Origin of the sequence: Marinobacter arenosus, from assembly GCF_019264345.1 — a bacterium.
In the GTDB taxonomy this organism is placed as follows: Bacteria; Pseudomonadota; Gammaproteobacteria; order Pseudomonadales; family Oleiphilaceae; genus Marinobacter; species Marinobacter arenosus.
Genome location: NZ_JAHVAO010000001.1, coordinates 1,490,534 through 1,508,406, shown reverse-complemented (window position 1 = coordinate 1,508,406; position 17,873 = coordinate 1,490,534). Strand labels below are relative to the sequence as shown.

The 17,873-nt window shown below is 54.7% G+C and carries 21 protein-coding genes; 20 read left to right on the top strand and 1 reads right to left on the bottom strand.

The genetic code is table 11. The features are described from left to right. Positions 1-2: 2 nt before the first annotated feature. The 20 genes from urtC (at position 3) to KXD86_RS06940 (ending at position 16,686) form a co-directional block, all read left to right on the top strand. Positions 3-1,127, top strand: a complete 1,125-nt coding sequence (gene urtC, locus KXD86_RS07035; protein ID WP_218635332.1) for an urea ABC transporter permease subunit UrtC — start codon at positions 3-5, stop codon at positions 1,125-1,127. Then, positions 1,124-1,948, top strand: coding sequence for an urea ABC transporter ATP-binding protein UrtD (gene urtD / locus KXD86_RS07030; RefSeq protein WP_218635331.1), 825 nt, complete (start codon positions 1,124-1,126; stop codon positions 1,946-1,948). The genes urtC and urtD overlap by 4 nt, the downstream gene beginning before the upstream one ends. Next, complete coding sequence (gene urtE, locus KXD86_RS07025; protein ID WP_218635330.1) at positions 1,948-2,646, top strand: urea ABC transporter ATP-binding subunit UrtE; 699 nt, start codon at positions 1,948-1,950, stop codon at positions 2,644-2,646. Before urtD ends, urtE begins: the two co-directional genes overlap by 1 nt. Then, a complete protein-coding gene (locus KXD86_RS07020) occupies positions 2,643-3,539 on the top strand; it encodes an urease accessory protein UreD (RefSeq protein ID WP_218635329.1) in 897 nt (298 codons plus the stop codon). The genes urtE and KXD86_RS07020 overlap by 4 nt, the downstream gene beginning before the upstream one ends. A gap of 29 nt (positions 3,540-3,568) precedes the next feature. After that, positions 3,569-3,871 carry an urease subunit gamma gene (gene ureA, locus KXD86_RS07015; protein WP_070964506.1) on the top strand — a complete coding sequence of 101 codons (303 nt, stop codon included), beginning with the start codon at positions 3,569-3,571 and terminating at the stop codon, positions 3,869-3,871. Between the two features lie 10 nt (positions 3,872-3,881). Then, entirely contained in the window at positions 3,882-4,199 is a 318-nt protein-coding gene (locus tag KXD86_RS07010) for an urease subunit beta (protein ID WP_218635328.1), read from the top strand. Between the two features lie 145 nt (positions 4,200-4,344). Next, the gene (gene ureC / locus KXD86_RS07005) at positions 4,345-6,048 is read left to right on the top strand and encodes an urease subunit alpha (RefSeq protein WP_218635327.1); all 1,704 of its coding nucleotides are present in this window, start codon (positions 4,345-4,347) and stop codon (positions 6,046-6,048) included. 34 nt (positions 6,049-6,082) lie between these two features. Continuing rightward, entirely contained in the window at positions 6,083-6,613 is a 531-nt protein-coding gene (gene ureE / locus KXD86_RS07000) for an urease accessory protein UreE (protein WP_218635326.1), read from the top strand. Then, positions 6,591-7,298, top strand: coding sequence for an urease accessory protein UreF (locus tag KXD86_RS06995; protein WP_218636759.1), 708 nt, complete (start codon positions 6,591-6,593; stop codon positions 7,296-7,298). The genes ureE and KXD86_RS06995 overlap by 23 nt, the downstream gene beginning before the upstream one ends. Before the next feature lie 167 nt (positions 7,299-7,465). Beyond that, positions 7,466-8,104, top strand: a complete 639-nt coding sequence (gene ureG, locus KXD86_RS06990) for an urease accessory protein UreG (protein ID WP_218635325.1) — start codon at positions 7,466-7,468, stop codon at positions 8,102-8,104. A 45-nt stretch (positions 8,105-8,149) separates the two neighbouring features. Further along, a complete protein-coding gene (locus KXD86_RS06985) occupies positions 8,150-8,335 on the top strand; it encodes a hypothetical protein (protein WP_218635324.1) in 186 nt (61 codons plus the stop codon). Between the two features lie 212 nt (positions 8,336-8,547). Continuing rightward, a complete protein-coding gene (locus tag KXD86_RS06980) occupies positions 8,548-9,321 on the top strand; it encodes a nuclease-related domain-containing protein (RefSeq protein WP_218635323.1) in 774 nt (257 codons plus the stop codon). Positions 9,322-9,506: 185 nt separating this feature from the next. Further along, positions 9,507-10,442: a DUF2971 domain-containing protein gene (locus tag KXD86_RS06975; RefSeq protein WP_218635322.1), complete on the top strand. Its 936-nt coding sequence runs from the start codon at positions 9,507-9,509 to the stop codon at positions 10,440-10,442. Between the two features lie 158 nt (positions 10,443-10,600). Continuing rightward, the gene (locus KXD86_RS06970) at positions 10,601-11,794 is read left to right on the top strand and encodes a GumC domain-containing protein (RefSeq protein ID WP_218635321.1); all 1,194 of its coding nucleotides are present in this window, start codon (positions 10,601-10,603) and stop codon (positions 11,792-11,794) included. Between the two features lie 66 nt (positions 11,795-11,860). Then, positions 11,861-12,331, top strand: coding sequence for a hypothetical protein (locus tag KXD86_RS06965; protein ID WP_218635320.1), 471 nt, complete (start codon positions 11,861-11,863; stop codon positions 12,329-12,331). 81 nt (positions 12,332-12,412) lie between these two features. Further along, positions 12,413-13,705, top strand: coding sequence for a hypothetical protein (locus KXD86_RS06960; protein WP_218635319.1), 1,293 nt, complete (start codon positions 12,413-12,415; stop codon positions 13,703-13,705). An 85-nt stretch (positions 13,706-13,790) separates the two neighbouring features. Further along, complete coding sequence (locus KXD86_RS06955) at positions 13,791-14,180, top strand: hypothetical protein (RefSeq protein WP_218635318.1); 390 nt, start codon at positions 13,791-13,793, stop codon at positions 14,178-14,180. Beyond that, positions 14,177-14,875, top strand: a complete 699-nt coding sequence (locus KXD86_RS06950; protein WP_218635317.1) for a hypothetical protein — start codon at positions 14,177-14,179, stop codon at positions 14,873-14,875. Before KXD86_RS06955 ends, KXD86_RS06950 begins: the two co-directional genes overlap by 4 nt. Positions 14,876-15,017: 142 nt before the next feature. Then, positions 15,018-15,710, top strand: coding sequence for a hypothetical protein (locus tag KXD86_RS06945; protein ID WP_218635316.1), 693 nt, complete (start codon positions 15,018-15,020; stop codon positions 15,708-15,710). Continuing rightward, a complete protein-coding gene (locus KXD86_RS06940) occupies positions 15,703-16,686 on the top strand; it encodes a hypothetical protein (RefSeq protein ID WP_218635315.1) in 984 nt (327 codons plus the stop codon). The genes KXD86_RS06945 and KXD86_RS06940 overlap by 8 nt, the downstream gene beginning before the upstream one ends. Positions 16,687-17,036: 350 nt before the next feature. Here KXD86_RS06940 and KXD86_RS06935 read toward each other — a convergent pair whose 3' ends face one another. Beyond that, positions 17,037-17,717 carry an arginine N-succinyltransferase gene (locus tag KXD86_RS06935; protein ID WP_218635314.1) on the bottom strand — a complete coding sequence of 227 codons (681 nt, stop codon included), beginning with the start codon at positions 17,715-17,717 and terminating at the stop codon, positions 17,037-17,039. Positions 17,718-17,873 lie beyond the last annotated feature (156 nt).

Here is a 17,873-nt window from a genome sequence, read left to right as displayed (position 1 = left end):
GTATGTGGTTAACAAGACCCTTGCAGGAACGGTCCACTCAGATTTTCCTCGGCGTGCTGTTCACCGCCCTGGTTGTCGTCAGCGCGCTGCACGTGTTCATGCCGCAGGACAGCGCGCTCTATGTCAGCTCCTACACCGTCACCCTGCTGGGTAAATACCTGTGTTACGCCCTGCTGGCGGTGGCGGTGGACCTGGTCTGGGGTTACCTCGGTATCCTCAGCCTCGGCCACGGCGCCTTCTTTGCCCTAGGCGGTTACGCCATGGGCATGTACCTGATGCGCCAGATTGGTGATCGCGGGGTCTACGGCGATCCGATCCTGCCGGACTTCATGGTGTTCCTGAACTGGCAGGAATTACCCTGGTACTGGCACGGCTTCGACATGGCCTGGTTTGCCTTCGTGATGGTGCTGCTGGCCCCGGGCCTCCTCGCCCTGGTGTTCGGCTTCCTGGCCTTCCGCTCGCGGGTGACCGGGGTGTACCTCTCCATCATCACCCAGGCGCTCACCTTTGCGCTGATGCTGGCGTTCTTCCGCAACGAGATGGGCTTTGGCGGCAACAACGGCCTGACCGATTTCAAGGACATCCTCGGCTTTGACCTGCGCACCGACGCCACCCGCCTCGGCCTGTTCATTGCCACCGGCATCGCCCTGGCCATCGGCTACGTGGTCTGCCGCGGCATCGTCACCAGCAAGCTCGGCCGGGTAAGCGTCGCCTGCCGCGATGCCGAGGCCCGTACCCGCTTCCTGGGCTACCGGGTGGAACGGGTGCAGCTGTTCGTGTTCGTGGTCTCCGCCATGCTCGCCGGCGTGGCCGGTGCGCTCTACGTGCCCCAGGTGGGCATCATTAACCCCAGCGAATTCTCGCCGCTGTTCTCCATCGAGATCGTGGTGTGGGTGGCCCTCGGTGGCCGCGCAACCCTCTATGGCGCGGTGATCGGCGCACTGCTGGTGAACTACGCCAAGACCGTGTTCACCGGCATCATGCCCGATGCCTGGCTGTTCGCCCTCGGCGGCCTGTTCGTGCTGGTGACCGTGTTCCTGCCCAAGGGCATCGCCGGCTTGCTGTTCCGTAAAAAGAAAGCCGATGACACCAGCGACACACCCGCCGCGCAGGAGGCCACCGCATGAGCATTTTTCAGGAGCTGAGTGACCGGGAACACGTGTTCGAGTTTCTCACCCAGGTGCAGTCGCCGGTGGACGTCCGCCACGGCCCGATCCTGTACCTGGAGGACGTGAACGTGAGCTTCGACGGCTTCAAGGCCATCAACAACCTCAACCTCACCATCGACGACGGCGAGCTGCGCTGCATCATCGGCCCCAACGGCGCGGGCAAGACCACCATGATGGACATCATCACCGGCAAGACCCGCCCGGACTCCGGTTCGGTGTGGTTCGGCAGCCGCCACAACCTGCTCACCCTGAACGAGCCGGACATCGCCTCCCTCGGCATCGGCCGCAAGTTCCAGAAGCCCACGGTGTTCGAAGCGCTCACCGTGTTCGAAAACCTGGAACTGGCCATGGCGGCGGACAAGCGCGTGTTCCCGACGCTGACCGCAGTTATGAAACCGGAATACCGGGACCGCATCGACGAAGTGCTGGAAATGATCGGTCTCAAGGAGCTGCGTGATGCGCTGGCCGGCATCCTCTCCCACGGCCAGAAGCAGTGGCTGGAAATCGGCATGCTGCTGATGCAGAAGCCTCGGCTGCTGCTGGTGGACGAACCGGTGGCCGGCATGACCGAACAGGAAATGGAACGCACCGCTGAACTGCTCACGAGCCTCGCGGGCAAGCAGTCCGTGGTGGTGGTGGAGCATGACATGGGCTTCGTGCGCTCCATCGCCCGCAAGGTCACCGTGCTGCACCAGGGCAGCGTGCTGGCGGAAGGCTCCATGGACCAGGTCTCCAACGACCCGGAAGTGATCAAGGTGTATCTCGGGGAGGAGGCGTGATGCTGAAGATCGAAAAACTGAACCAGTTCTACGGCGAAAGCCACACCCTCTGGGATCTGGACCTGGACGTGCCCCAGGGCCAGTGCACCTGCGTGATGGGCCGCAACGGCGTGGGCAAGACCACCTTGATGAAATGTGTGATGGGTGAGGAAACCGTGAAAAGCGGCTCCATCGAATTCGCCCAGGACGTGGAACTCACCAAGAAGAAAATCGAAGATCGCTCCCGCCTCGGCATCGGCTACGTGCCCCAGGGCCGGCAGATCTTCCCGCTGCTGACCGTGGAGGAAAACCTGCGCACCGGCCTGGCCGTGCGCAAAGACGGCAGCAAGAAAATCCCCGAGCGGGTGTACGAACTCTTCCCGGTGCTGAAAGAAATGCGCCACCGCCGGGGGGGCGACCTCTCCGGCGGCCAGCAACAGCAGCTCGCCATCGGCCGGGCGCTGGTGATCGAACCGCGCCTGCTGATCCTCGACGAGCCGGGCGAGGGCATCCAGCCCAACATCGTGGCCCAGATCGGCGAGGTCATTCAGCGGCTGATCAAGGAAGACGGCCTCACCGTGTTGCTGGTGGAACAGAAGCTCCCGTTCGCCCGCAAGTACGCCGACCGCTTCGCCATCCTCGACCGGGGCCGCCGCGTTGCCGAAGGCGAAATCGCCGAGCTGACCGACGACCTGATCAAGAAACACCTGACGGTATGACGGTCTTTCAGCCTTTGCCTGCCGCCAACGACTCCGGCCATCGCTTCGACGAAGGCCGGCGCTGGGCGGCGTCGATCTCCCTGGGCTTCGACGCCCGACCGGATGGCGACAACACCGCCACCCGCATGACCCATGTGCGTCATCAGGGCCCGCTGCGGGTCCAGCGCCCGTTCTACCCGGAAGGTCGCAACGGCTGCTGCCACGTGTACCTGCTGCACCCGCCCGGTGGGCTGGTCAGCGGCGATGCCCTGAGCATCCAGGCCCGGGTCGGCGAGGGTGCCCACACCCTGCTGACGACCCCGGCCGCCGCCAAACTCTACAAGGCCGACAGCCACGGCGTCGCCTGGGCCCAGCACACCCACTTGACTGTGGAGAAGGGCGGCACCCTCGAATACCTGCCCCAGGAAACCCTCGCCTTCGACGGCTCCCGGGGTGAACAGAGCACCACCATCGAACTGGCCACCGGCGCCCAATGCATCGGCTGGGAAATCCTTGCCCTCGGTCGCCCGGCCAGCCAACTGCCGTTCGTCTCCGGCCACCTGGAACAGAAATTCCGCCTGCTTATGGACGGCCGTCCCCTGTGGCTGGAACGCCAACCCATGGACCCGAACCACCCGAGATTCAAAGGCCACTGGGGCCAGGGCGGCGCCACCGTCCAGGCCACCTTGTGGGTCGTCGGCCTGGACGACGAAGCCGCCGCCATCGACGAACTCCGGGAAACCCTGCCCGCCAACCACCGCTGGGCGGTCACCCGCCGCCGGGGCGTGGTGCTGCTGCGCTATCTGGGGCAGGAACGCAACGAAGCCTGGGCGATATGCCAGCAAGCCTGGGAACTGCTCAGACCAAGACTCACCGGCCAGCCTGCCAGCGTTCCAAGAATCTGGCTGACCTGAACGATATGCGATTAACGGAGCGATAACTGATGGAATTAACGCCCAGAGACAAAGACAAACTGCTGCTGTTCACCGCAGCCCTGCTGGCCGAACGTCGCAAAGCCAAGGGATTGAAACTCAACTACCCCGAAGCCGTCGCCCTCATCAGCGCCGAAATCATGGAAGGGGCGAGGGAAGGGCGCACCGTGGCCGAACTCATGACCGCCGGCACCGAAATCCTCACCCGCGACGACGTGATGGACGGCATCGCCGAGATGGTCGACGAAGTGCAGGTGGAAGCCACCTTCCCGGACGGCACCAAACTCGTCACCGTCCACAACCCCATCGTGTAAGGAGCGCGCCATGATCCCCGGTGAATACGATTTGAAAGACGGCGACATCGAACTCTGCGAAGGCCGCGAACGCATCCAGATCGACGTGGCCAACACCGGCGACCGCCCGGTCCAGATCGGCTCCCACTACCACTTCGCCGAAGCCAATCCCGCTCTCGATTTCGACCGCGCCAAGGCCAGGGGCTACCGACTCGACGTCGCCGCCGGTACCGCCATCCGATTCGAACCCGGCCAAAGCCGGGAAGTCACCCTGATTCCGTTCAGCGGCAGCCGCGAAATCTACGGTTTCCGCCAAGAAGTCATGGGCCAGTTGGACTCCAAGAAATGATTAGCAGGGCCGGTCGGGGCATCTCTTCCGGGAATGTGCGGAGCCATGGATGGCGGAGCCCAAGCGCCACATGGATGTGCCGCCAGGAGCGTTTCCCGGAAGGGATGTCTCGACCGGCCCAGGCACCAGAACACGAGGGGAAAAAATGAAGATAACAAGACAAGCCTACGCCGACATGTACGGCCCCACTGTGGGTGATCGAGTCCGCCTGGGCGACACCGACCTCTGGATCGAAGTGGAAAGCGACAGCACCCACTACGGCGACGAAGTAAAATTTGGCGGCGGCAAAGTCATCCGGGATGGCATGGGCCAGAGCCAGCGCGCCGATGACTCCGTGATGGACACCGTCATCACCAACGCCCTGATTCTGGATTGGTGGGGCATCGTCAAAGCCGACGTCGGCATCCAGAAAGGTCGCATCGCTGCCATCGGCAAAGCCGGCAACCCCGACACCCAGCCAGACGTGCAGATCGTTATCGGCCCCGGCACCGAAATCATCGCCGGTGAAGGCAAAATCCTCACCGCCGGCGGCATCGACGCCCACATCCACTTCATCTGCCCTCAGCAGATCGAAGAAGCCCTGATGAGCGGCATCACCACCATGCTCGGCGGCGGCACCGGCCCGGCCACCGGCACCAACGCCACCACCTGCACCCCGGGCCCCTGGCACATCGGAAAAATGCTCCAGGCCGTGGACTCGATGCCCATGAACATCGGCTTCCTCGGCAAAGGCAACGCCAGCCTGCCGGAATCCCTTGAGCTGCAAATCAAAGCCGGCGCCATGGGCCTGAAACTCCATGAAGACTGGGGCACCACCCCGGCCTCCATCGACAACTGCCTCACCGTGGCGGACAAATACGACGTGCAGGTGGCCATCCATACCGACACCCTGAACGAATCCGGCTTCGTGGAAGACACCCTGGCCGCGTTCAAGGAACGCTGCATCCACACCTACCATACCGAAGGCGCCGGCGGCGGCCACGCACCGGACATCATCACCGCCTGCTCCAAGGACTACGTGCTGCCGTCCTCCACCAACCCGACACGGCCCTACACCGTGAACACCATCGACGAACACCTCGACATGCTGATGGTGTGCCACCACCTGGACCCGAACATCCCGGAAGACGTCGCCTTCGCCGACTCCCGCATCCGCCGCGAGACCATCGCCGCGGAAGACATCCTCCACGACCTGGGCGTGATCTCCATGATCGCCTCCGATTCCCAGGCCATGGGCCGGGTTGGGGAAGTGGTGTGCCGCACCTGGCAGACCGCCCACAAGATGAAACAGCAACGCGGCCTGCTGCCGGAAGACGAAGCCCTGGGCGCCGACAACCTGCGCGCCAAACGCTACATCGCCAAGTACACCATCAACCCGGCCATCACCCACGGCATCGCGCACGAAGTAGGCTCTGTGGAAGTGGGCAAACTGGCGGATCTGGTGCTGTGGAGCCCGGCCTTCTTCGGCGTAAAGCCGGCCACCATCCTCAAGGGCGGCATGATTGCCGCCGCGCCCATGGGCGATGCCAACGCCTCCATCCCCACGCCCCAGCCGGTGCACTACCGCCCCATGTTCGGGGCCTTCGGCAAGGCCGCCAGTGCCACCCGCCTGAGCTTCGTCAGCCAGGCCGCCATCGACGCCGGCATTGGCCAGGAACTGGGGCTGGACAGCCCGCTGTCCGCCTGCAAAGGCGTGCGCACCGTGCGCAAGAGCGACATGAAACTGAACGACGGCTGCCCGCACATCACCGTAGACCCGCAAACCTACGAAGTGCACGCCGACGGCGAACTGCTTACCTGCGAGCCGGCCACCGAACTGCCGCTGGCTCAGCGTTATCACCTTTTTTAAGAGAGACAGCTCATGGCTGTTCCAGGAGACCGACATGCTTGAACTTACCCAACGGGTCGGACCGGTCGAGACCACAGAAATCCACGACCACCTCACGCTGCCCTTCGAGCTGCGCATGCGCGGCCGCCTGCGCGCCAAAACCGACACCGGTTACGACGTCGGCCTGTTCCTCGATCGGGGTCCGGTGCTGCGCGAAGGCGCTTTCCTGCAGGCCGAGACCGGCGAGATCATCCGCATCCGCGCCGCCGATGAGCCGGTAGTAACCGCTTACATCGAGCCAGGACTGGCCATGGCAAGGCTGTGCTACCACCTGGGCAACCGCCACGTGTCGCTGGCGATTGGCAGCGACGAGGGCAGGGAAGACGGCCAAACCGGCTGGGTACGCTTCCCGCCGGATCACGTGCTGGAAGAACTGGCCGACCGCCTGGGCGCGACGCTGGAACACCACCGCGCACCGTTCGACCCCGAACCAGGCGCCTATGCACAAGCCGGCAATAGCAATGGGCATTCCCACGGTCACTCACACAGCCATGGCCATCACCATGACCACGCTCACCATCACTGACAGCAGCCAGACGGCGGTGGGCGATCTCGCCCTGCTGGGCCTGCTGCAACTGGTCAGCCCCGCGCTGCCTATCGGTGCCTTTGCCTGGTCCCAGGGCCTGGAAAGCGCCTTTGAGCTGGGCTGGGTGAATAATGAAGACGAGCTGGGGGACTGGCTGGAAGGCGTGCTGGAAGACGGCCTGACCAACTGCGAACTGCCCCTGCTGATCCGGGTTCAGGAAGCCTGGGCGAACGGCGATGGCCAAAGCGTGGCCCAGTGGAACGACTGGCTGCACGCCACCCGGGAAACCGCCGAACTGACGGATGAGGACATCCGCCTCGGCGCCGCCCTGGTGCGCCTGCTCGGCAGCCTGGAACTGCTGCCGGAGGACGGCCTGCTACCGGAAGCCCCCGGTTACGTCACCCTGTTCGCCTGGGCCGCCCACATGCGCCGCGTGCCGGCCAGGCAAACCCTGCTCGGCTTTGCCTGGGCCTGGCTGGAAAACCAGCTCGCCGTCGCCTGCAAGGCCATGCCCCTGGGCCACACCGCCGCCCAGCGCCTGACCGAACGGCTGCGTCCGAAACTGGTGATGGCCGTGGACAACGCCCTGCAGAAAGACGACCACGAACTCGGCCCGGTTTTGCCGGGCCTGGCGCTCGGCAGCGCCCTTCACGAAACCCAGTATTCACGGCTTTTCAGAAGTTAGAGAGCAATTCCAATGATGGGGAAGGCGAGTAGCAAGAGCTTTTTGAAAATGTGCGGAGCCAAGGATGGCGGAGCTCAAGCGCACAGGGATGTGCTTGTAGCGTTTTTCAAAAAGCTCTTGCTACTTGCCGACCTACTCGGACTGAGACAAACGAAAGGAGGTAAACAATGAAACATTGCCTGAGAGTAGGCGTCGGCGGCCCGGTCGGCTCCGGCAAAACAGCCCTGCTGCGCCAGCTGTGCAAGGCCCTGAAAGACCACTACGACATCGCCGTGGTCACCAACGACATCTACACCCGGGAAGACGCCGACTTCCTGCTCAAGCATGAAGCCCTGCCAGCCGACCGCATCCTCGGCGTGGAAACCGGCGGCTGCCCACACACCGCCATCCGCGAAGACGCCTCCATGAACCTGGCGGCGATCGACGACCTGCAAAGCCGCCACCCGAACCTGGAACTGGTGCTGGTGGAATCCGGCGGCGACAACCTCTCCGCCACCTTCAGCCCGGAACTCTCCGACCTCACCCTTTACGTGATCGACGTATCCGCCGGCGACAAGATCCCCCGCAAGGGTGGCCCCGGCATCACCAAATCCGACCTGCTGATCATCAACAAGATCGACATCGCCGAACAGGTACACGCCTCCCTGGACGTGATGGATAGGGACTCGAAGAAAATGCGCGGCGAGCGACCGTTTGTGTTCACCAACCTGTATGACGGGGTCGGGCTGGAGACGATCATCAGCTTCATTCTGGAGCGGGGCATGTTGCCGGAGCGCCGGCCCGGGAAAGTCGCTGAAACCGCCTAATCACCGACAAGCTTTAAACGTTTAACGCACTACGGAGATACATCCATGAAACTACGCAATCGACTCACTCTGACGGCCAGCCTGCTTCTTGTTTCTGGCTTAGCCTGGGGCCATGCCGGGCACGAAGCACTTGGTGATGGAGTGCATCTTGAGTACCTGCTGGCGGCCGGTGCTGCTGCAGCCGTGGGCCTCTATGCCGTCATGCGACACAGGCGGGACGGGCAGGACTAACGCTCGAATTAGCGGCGCTCACGAAACTCAGTATTGGCAAGGCCGAACAAGAAAGTATCGGTAAAACAGCAAGCTGCGCGGCAATGCCAAGCAGCTTTTTTGTGGCATAAAATTTATATATTTTTGTAAATGGAGCAGACAGGACGCGAAGGGATGGTCTACCTTAGGTAGCTAAACACTACGGAAGCACCGATTGTTAGGGATGACGGCCGATGGACCCCTCAGTACTGATAAAGCCTCTTTTACACTTCTGGTATTTCATACCTTTCGTACTGCTGTTAGCCATCCTGCGTTCTCCCTGGTTCAAAGGCCATCTGGGCGAATTTATTGTTAACGCCTCTTCTCGCCTGTTCCTCGACAAAGATAACTACCACCTTATCAAGAATGTCACCCTGCCCACGGAAGACGGAACCACTCAGATCGACCACATCATCGTCTCCCGGTATGGGATGTTCGTGGTGGAAACCAAGAACCTGAAAGGCTGGATCTTTGGCAGCGCCAAACAGCGCCAGTGGACCCAGAAAATCTTCAAGCATTCCCAGAAATTCCAGAACCCGCTGCACCAGAACTACAAACACGTCAAAACGCTGCAAAGCTTGTTGGGCTTGGGCGACGAGCAGGTGCATTCGTTGGTGGTTTTCGTTGGGGATTCGACGTTCAAAACGCCTATGCCAGAAAATGTGACCTCTGGGGGCGGATATATCCGCTTCATTAAAGCCCAAATGGAAACGCGGCTGTCGGATGACGAGGTTCAGACGGTTATCGAAACTATCGAGTCCGGACGACTGGCGGCAACATTCAGGAATCACCGAAGGCACGTTGCGCATGTGAAGGAGATCGTGGTCAAGAAAGAAAGTGAGCCGCGGTGCCCGAAGTGCCGGGGGGAGATGGTTAAGCGCACGGTGAAGCGTGGGGCGAATGCAGGAAAGGAGTTCTTGGGCTGTAAGTCCTTTCCGACGTGTCGCGGGATTGTTAGTGCTGCATGACTGGAATAACGAGGCAGTCAAATGATTACAGCGTGAGCAGCATTAGGATCATTTATAGAGAATTGATTTCATGAAAATTATATTCAGTATTGTGAGGTGAGTATCGGAGCGTTTTGTGACAGTAAAACGATTGCAATAACGAAGCGCGGTACCTAAACACTGTTAGACAAAAAGGGGGGCGGCGAATGTCGTCGAAGATATACAAATATATGGGTGTGGACGTATTCCAGTTGGCTTTAGAAGATCCCAATGTCTGCAGTTTTAAATGTTCATACCCTAAAGACTTTAATGATCCATATGAGCTGTTTCTAACAATAAATTTTGAGCAGTCTCCCGAGATGCTGGCGACTTACAATGAAGCTATTGGAGATTTGCCGCAACTTCCGACCACATGCTTTTCTAAGTCACCTGCGGTTATTCCCATGTGGGCGCACTATGGACACAGTCATACGGGAATTGTTTTAGAGTTCGATGAAAAGCGATTTTCAGAAAACTTTCCGAATATTGGCTTCGGCGATATTGACTATGAAGACTCTCCGAGTGATCACCTATTAGATATGCTTAGCCGGGCATGTCATATCGGAAAGCCTAGATATTATTATCTGCTTCAAAAAGGTGTTTTTAGCGCAGCCTACTATACAAAACACTCACACTGGTCTTATGAGCAAGAGCGAAGGTTAGTTGCCAGCGATGGTGACGTAGAAGTCAGTGGAGACTTGATGCTTCTAAAGTTCCCGTCAGATTGTATTAGCGCAATAATCGTAGGTGGAAAGGCTAACGAAGATGCCAAAACCAGTGCCAAACAGGTGGCGGATAACATCGGTGCTGATTACCTAGAGCTAAGGATTAGTCGAATTTCTCCAAGTCCATATTTCGTAGACAATGAAGGGATAAGGTATAAGCATGATGGAGATGGATTTAAATCATACGATTTTGTCTGTGAAAAATGTGGTGAGCCGTTAAGTGAGGATCACGATTTATGCTCTTTTTGCGCGATAGAAGATTATCATGTAGAAAACGCGCTTGTTAACAATCCTTTAAGAATGATTGCTGAGTATGGAGACATTGAAGGATACTACAGAAGCATGAATAACGTAGGAAAAGGTAACAGGAAGAAATAATCTTGAACTGATTTGACTAATAGGGCTGAACGGAATTGGCACATGCGGAAATGCTTAAGAGATGTCTAACCATGCGCGTCACACGGATGTCCTTTACGCCGCTTCGCTCTGTAAAGGCCAGCGGTGCGCTTTGCGTTAATGATCCTAGGAGATAGATTTTGGCTTTACTCGAAGACAACTTTCAGAACCACAACGTACACCAAGTGGTTTCTCAATTGAGGGAAGCGCTCAAGGAAGCTGAGAACAAAGCCTCAGATTCTCCAGCTATTGATTATCTCGACGGATTGCGGCAGGCCGTTAGCTATATCGATCAAAGATTAGAGCTTGCCAGTCCAGTTTTAACTAGTGCAGGACGACTCAGTAATCTTGAAAAATCTGCACAGGGTATACTCAACGAACTGAACCAATACAACACTAATAGCAACGCCGGACATCTGACCAACGCATCAAATCAGGCCGATGCTGCGTTGAATCAGGCACGCTTGCTCATCAGTATTGACAGCCCGGAAGGGGGAGTAAGAGCGTCCGAAGCAGTATCTTTTAAGCAGCTCGCAGAAAACGTAATTGCTGAACTTCGTCAGAAAAATGATGAGTTAGTAGACATCGCCGATAAAGTTTCAGGGTCGCTCCAGGTTTCCGAAAATCGAGTCAATGAGCTTGATGGCGAGCTAGCCTCTCTGAACGAAAAGATCTCCACCAAGTTTAACGAGATAGATAAATCGTTATCGGAAAAGGAGTCCGAAAGGGAAAATATATTTCAAGATAATCAAGAAAAAATGATAGGTCGTTATGAAGAGGTAGAAAGTGAGTTAAAGGGTACAGCAAAACAGATTGTCGACGAGCTCACTTCAAAAAAGAAGGAAGCAGAGAAAATCGTTCAGCTTGTAGGTAATATCGGCTTAACGGGCAACTATAGAGGCATAGCCGAGAGGGAGAGAAGCTCTGCGAACCTGATGCGTTGGATAGCACTCGGATGCTTCTCTGCGATGTTTGTTGTTATAGGGGTCACATTGATTTCTGCGGCAAGGAATGGTTTCGATCCTTGGCTAACAGCCTTTAGGTTTACGGCCGGTTTGATTCTAATAATACCTGCTACATATGCCGCAAGAGAGTCGAGTCGACATAGGGCGATTGAAGAGCGGAACAAAAGAACTGAGCTAGAACTGGCATCGATAGACGCTTACTTGGAGAATTTGCCGGATGATGCCAAACATAAGATTAAAGAGGCACTCTCGAATAGTTTCTTCGGTCAATCTTTTGATAATAATATCGATGCAAATGCAGAATCAGTAAGTAGCAGATCGCTTATTGCCCTATTGAAGGATGCAATCTCTGCTCTAGGTAGGAAGTAGTCATTAACAAATCACGTAAGACGGACGCGTGAGACGCCGCATTAGGCACAAAGGAAGGGAAGCCCAATGGAATCTTGGCAGGCAATTTCATCAATAGCCGCATGTTTCGCTGCGATAGTTGCCTTGATTCCAATATTTCGAGCCAACTGGGCGACTAAGTCAAAAGCCAGGAATCTCCGGATGCGGCTCAGCATCAAAATTTACAGGCTAAGACCGACATTTGGGGCCCTTGTCGATCCAAGTATCAATACGCCTGAATCCGTTATTGTCTCAAGCGACGAATTAGCCGTTATGCTTGAAAGGCTTGAAAATTTGATGGCCGAGTCGGAGATTTTGACACCTAAAGAGCAGGATCGGCTGTCTGGTTACCTTGCAAATCTAGAGTTGATGCTTCCACTTTATAAAGCGGGGGAGTTGTCCCCTGATGCTGCAGAGAACCTACTTCTGCTCGGTGACAGAGCTATTAATGAGTTAGAAGAGAACGGGCTTACGCACTCTGAGCCACACCAGCCTTGGTCGGAGGATTCAAATGCCTAACCATATGGTCAGCGAGGCGCCTACTACGCTGCGACCCCTCGGCGACCATTACTACTGACGTCAGCCGCCAAAGGAAAATGAATGAAAGCAAGGTTATTACCTCCAAGAGAGAATTACTCAGGCAATTTGCTTTGGAATAAGCGCGAATTTATCGATGAGAAGGCGAAAATTGAAAAATCTTTAGAGAAATTAAGAGAGATAGGCTATTGGGCAAGCCCTTTTCCTGAAGGTGATGGCATAACATTTAATATCTATGATGATTCCATTAAAAGAAACGGCGAAGAGATGCTTGCTGATTTCCAGGAGTGTTTCGATTGGGTTGTAATTGAAAAGACAGTAACCCAAGATTCAAATTCTGAATTGTCAAAGCTGGAGGATGATGAAAGAAACTTGGATTGTATAGTAATTGTCCCTCTTGAAAAAGTATATTTTCAAAAAACTTTAACATTAGGTAAATATACTTTTTTTTGTAAAAAGATTTTTGATGAAAATCCTTATGAAAGGCTGGCTGATTTCGAGTGTGAATATCTTCAATTTGAAATAGACCTAAAATACAAAGATCTTTTACGTATAAATAATAGCATAAAACATAACGACCACGTTATCAAAAAATGCCTATCGCTTGCAGAGCATGCAATGGATATAGTGAGGTATTCGCATAGCTCTTTTTTGACTCCAGAATTCACACCAAACCCCGCTGGCCAAACGGATGATGGCTTCTATTCTGTAAATATTATTCCGCTGGGAGAAACTCATCTAAAACCTTTTGAGCTAAGCGGAATATCTAAGCCAATCTCTGTTAGTAATAACTGGCTAGGCCCTCAAGTAGATGATTTTTTTGTTCCAGGGATTGATTATCTTTCTTTCATATATGGCAATGAATTTGAGAATGAAATGGCAAAGGCTGTTATTTCAGCATTAAGATCTTGTCGACAGTCGTTCTATTCAATAGGCAATGAATCTCAATTCCTGAATTTAGTATTTACTCTAGATGGCCTGGCCGACCCAGACTGGAATGGTTGGAAGCATAGAACCTATATCGCATCATTACTTTCCGGTGGGGATCCTGCCAGCTTTGGAACGAAACTTGAAGAATATGATCGACTATACACTGATGTAAGGAACAAGCTCGTTCATGAAGGTAAAGATTTTTATCAGTTGAGTGAAGGGCCGGATAATGCCTGCGAAACTATATATGGGTTTATAAAAGATGTTATTGGACTAATTGCAAGCATTCCAATAAATACAGTTTTAGAAATGAAAAATCACGCGATTGGTTTGCTGAAAACCCGGGATTTCAAGGATGAGTACACTCGTGTAATCAACAGGGTTTCTGCATCAAGGGGTAAGCAACCAAATGTGCCCCAATGGTAATTGGCTAACATGCCCTGCCAGCAGGACGAAGCTAGGCTGCGCTCCGCTGGCAGCGTTAGGCCGCAAGGGATAGGAGGTTGCTAGTTTGAAGTCGATAAAACTTAGACAGCTAATTGACTTGGTGTCCGGGGACGTTCCAGACGGTGAAAAGCATCTTGAAACGATCTTCGGTTGGCATTTTGAGCGAGAAATGACAGTAATTAAATGGTCGCTCGGGCTCTCAGCTTCTTTGGCTGTCGCTATTTTGATTGCCTACTTTCGATCTTTGTCTATTGCCGCAACCGGATCAACTATCACAATCAGCGGACTAGAATTAACTGGAGCGCTGGTTCTAGCAACCGCCAGTGCTACATTTGGCGTTGTTCGACTTTTTCAGCTTAGAAGAATGCATGAGCAGTACACTTCAGCACTGAAGCTTTACAGTAGATTTCGAGGTATCAAGGACTTCATCCAGCGTTACAGGGAAACCTCATGAGCGATCCATTTTCCCTCTTAGTCGGGACTGCCGCTCTGGCGGCTGCCGCAAGTTCGATATCGGCTACTGCCATTCAGGCGTTCGACAGCATAAGGGATAGAAAGCGCAAGCTCAGGGAGGCGCGGGCCAAGCGGCTTGAGACAGTGCTAGAGGCAAATGACCTAGATGCTTTAGGTGCCTTCTTAGATGAGACGATTGGCGAATTCAACGTTGCAGAATACACCGTCAATCGCGATGTCGCCCAAACTATTGATAAGTACTTGACCGGTTTAGTGGACTTTCTGGGTACAGATGAAGAAGTTGAAAAGGCCGAAGAGGCTACTTCGAACGTTACGTCACAGTTTGGTGAGCTCAAATTCACTCGAAAGGCACCCCAGGGTCCCATGTCCAAGGTCGTTTCGGAGCTTGAAGCCGGGGAAGTTTGGAACGCGCTGTCACGGCTGAGGCGGGAAGTTGAAATTCGGCTTAGAAAGTTTGCAACTGAACACGGCTTCAAGGATCGGCATCTCAAGAGTGCCGGCCAGGTGCTCCGGATTTTGTCAGAGCGCGAGTACATATCGGCTAATCTCGCCGAACGGCTATCGTATTCAATCGCGATTTGCAATCGGGCGGTTCATGGCAGAGATGTCAGCTTCGATGAAGCACGCAAAGCATATCTCACAGCTGAACAGGCGTTGGATGCAGTTGGTGCCTAACAAGGCCAGGCATGGCGACGTCTTTTTCGTTGCGGCTATGCCTCCTCTAAAAAGCCGCGCATGCTGGCGGCGTTATAAATTGCAAATTGGAGATAACTGAGCAGTAACTCATAATACATAAAATAAAAAAGCGAGCTGGCTCATGAGAGACATGGAATTAATGGGTTTGCGGCGCCAAATCCTCGATTGGCGAGACAAATGGTTGACGCAAGTTCCCGCAACACTTGAAAAGGACCTTCCGGAGTTAATTGCACTTCTTAATGTGCAGATTGATCACATCTCATTTAAGGAAACCTTTAGAACGAAGGACTTTGCTGAAAAACACCTTCAGCCGACCTATAAACGTTGGGTGAGCAGAGAGTCCGAACAGATCATGAGATTAGCCGAGAAGGATCTCGAGTCAATTAATCAAAATATTCTGGAATATAAGGCCAGTGTTAACGAATGGGTTGCTGCGGACACTTCGTTTAAAAATGTGACCCAGCTAGGCTTGGCAACAACCACTACGGGAGTTGCGCTTTTGGGCATACCGGCTGTTGCAACATTGTCAGCCCAGTCTGCAGGATTTGGTCTCGGGTTGCTTGGTGTGACAGTTGTCAGCTGGCCCATTGCTATCGGCGGTGCAGCGGTTATAGGCACAATGGCGGTTTTTGGCGGGTCCAGGCTTTCAACCTTCAAGGATAAAGCCATTCGTGAGCTCAAGGATTCAGTGGGAGAGACTATCAAATCGACTGTTTTGGGCGCCTCACCTGAAAAGCCTTCCGTAAGAACTGCGCTCCAACACCACATAAGATCTGCCGCAACTGCTTACCTGGAGGAGCTGCACCGTGTTTGAGAAGTTTATATTTCAGGTGCCAGTGGAATTCCAATATGGGATTGCTACCAAATCGCTGGAAAGGTTTGGCTCCATTATAAAAGACACCCAAACTGGAAAAATTGTTGCGCACCTCCAAGAAACAAGTCTCGGTCAACAGCTGGTGGGTTCACTGGCGGGATCACCTTTCTCCGCCCTGGATGCCACCTCCTCATTGGTAGCCAACGCTCAGCTGGCTCAGCTAAAAAAGATGGTTGAAGGTCTTCAGGTGCTGCAATACGCAAACCTTGGCGTGGGGTTGGCCGGGATTGGTGTCAGTGTTGTTGGTTTTGCTGTCGTCAGCAAAAAGCTCAGCAGTATTAAACAAACTCTGGAGAAACTCTCACGCAAGATTGATCAGAAATTTGCGGAGCTCTATCTGAATCAACTCTATCGGGATTTGCATAGTCTTCGCGGTGTCCTGGAAGGTATCGAGGCCACTAAAAGGCTTTCCGCCCCCAAAGCTGAATTGTTGTCAGCAGCATCCAGATTGAGTGAGCTTCGGTCGGGCATACGCGGGCATATTGAATACCAACTGCAACAGAATACCTTTGACGAACAACTCTTCACCCAACTCACAAGTGCGCTCCTGCTAAGTGATAATGCGAGGGTTGAGGCTTACCTGTTGGCTGATGAATACGATTCTGCACACTATAACTCAGTCTCAATTGCAGACTCATACTCCGAGTTGTTTGACGAATTGACGCCTTATGACCTGAGCCAAAAGCGTCTGATAATGCATCAGGACCTCCGAGAGCGGGTTTCTGGAGAGCACGCCAACAAGACCGCAGGGGTAAAAAATCTTGTGACTGGACTCCGTGACGTTACCGATGCCGCGATGACCAAGCCCATCCTGATCGAGGAATTAGATGCCCGAGGTATATCCGGGCCTGAATATATCAGATCGTTAAAGGATGAATCCGAGGAGCCTATTGTTTTGTTGAAATTTGAAGGTTGAATTTTTCGGAACCGACGCGCTATTTCACTATGGAAACCCCCGGGCCGAAAATCGGGACAGATTGATTAACAGCTCCCGCTCCCGCTGCGCAACCTTTATTACCCCCTGAAAAATCCCATGTCGAGTTGACTACACTGAGGTAAGGCCTATTGCAGATGGGGGGAACGGCAATGATTGAAGTGTTAACTGAATCCGATTGAGGCCCAACGCCATGCCAAAACCCCAGGGACTCTGTATCAACATTTCCGGTGTGCTCCACGAAGGGGGAGAGGTCGTCACCGGCGTCCGGGCAGCCATTGCCGGGAAAACCGGGACAGATCTACTTTCTCGGCTTCTCTGCTGGCCCAGCGCTATTCCTTAAGCCGGACGAGCAACCGGCCATCCTCAACCTGGATATAATCCACACCCGCTGCAAAGGATTGCCAGAATCCCGGGTTGGCGCCGAACTCGTTGACCAAGTCCACATTCTTGAGGTTGCCTAGCCAGGCATTCGGAATGGGTACGCCCATGAGGCTGACGCCCCTTAACTTGACCAGGGGGCGACCGTTGGCAAAGGAGAGTTCCACACCGGCATTGACTCGTAGGGTTCGGCCGCCGAGTACCGGGAAGTCCTCGTCAAGAGGCACCAGAAGGACAGCGCTCAGCAGATCGTCCGAAAGGTCGACGGCGAGTCTTTGAGCCAGATCAGTGTTATTGGCCAGCATACCGTTGAGTTCCCGCTCGCTAAAGCGTACTTCCCGGCTGGCGCCTTCCTCACTGTAGGGTACCGGCTGCAACGGGCGGCCGGATTCGCCGCCTTGGGTATCAATGCCCAGCGTATTCAGTTTGTTGTTGAGGGAATCCTGTTCACTGGCATTCAGGGTTACGGGTTCGAAGTTCTCAGGAAACACATAGTGGCTTAACCACCAGTAACCGACGCCGACGGTGGCAACGATGGTGAGCAGGACAATGCCAAAGACATGCAAGCCACTGAAGCCCTTCTTTGCCGGTGGCGGGGCTGATGCGGTTTTATCCTCGGTTGTCTCGCTCATTGCCAATGTCACCTGATTGCAGTTTGAATGCCCTCCGTTGGGTCCGTGGAGCAGTCGCACGAAGGTCCGAAAACCGGGACAGATTTATTTGTTTGGATACTATACTGTACGGAGGCTGAATGCTGCCAAGTGCGGCCTTGTTCCCACTTTCGTTCG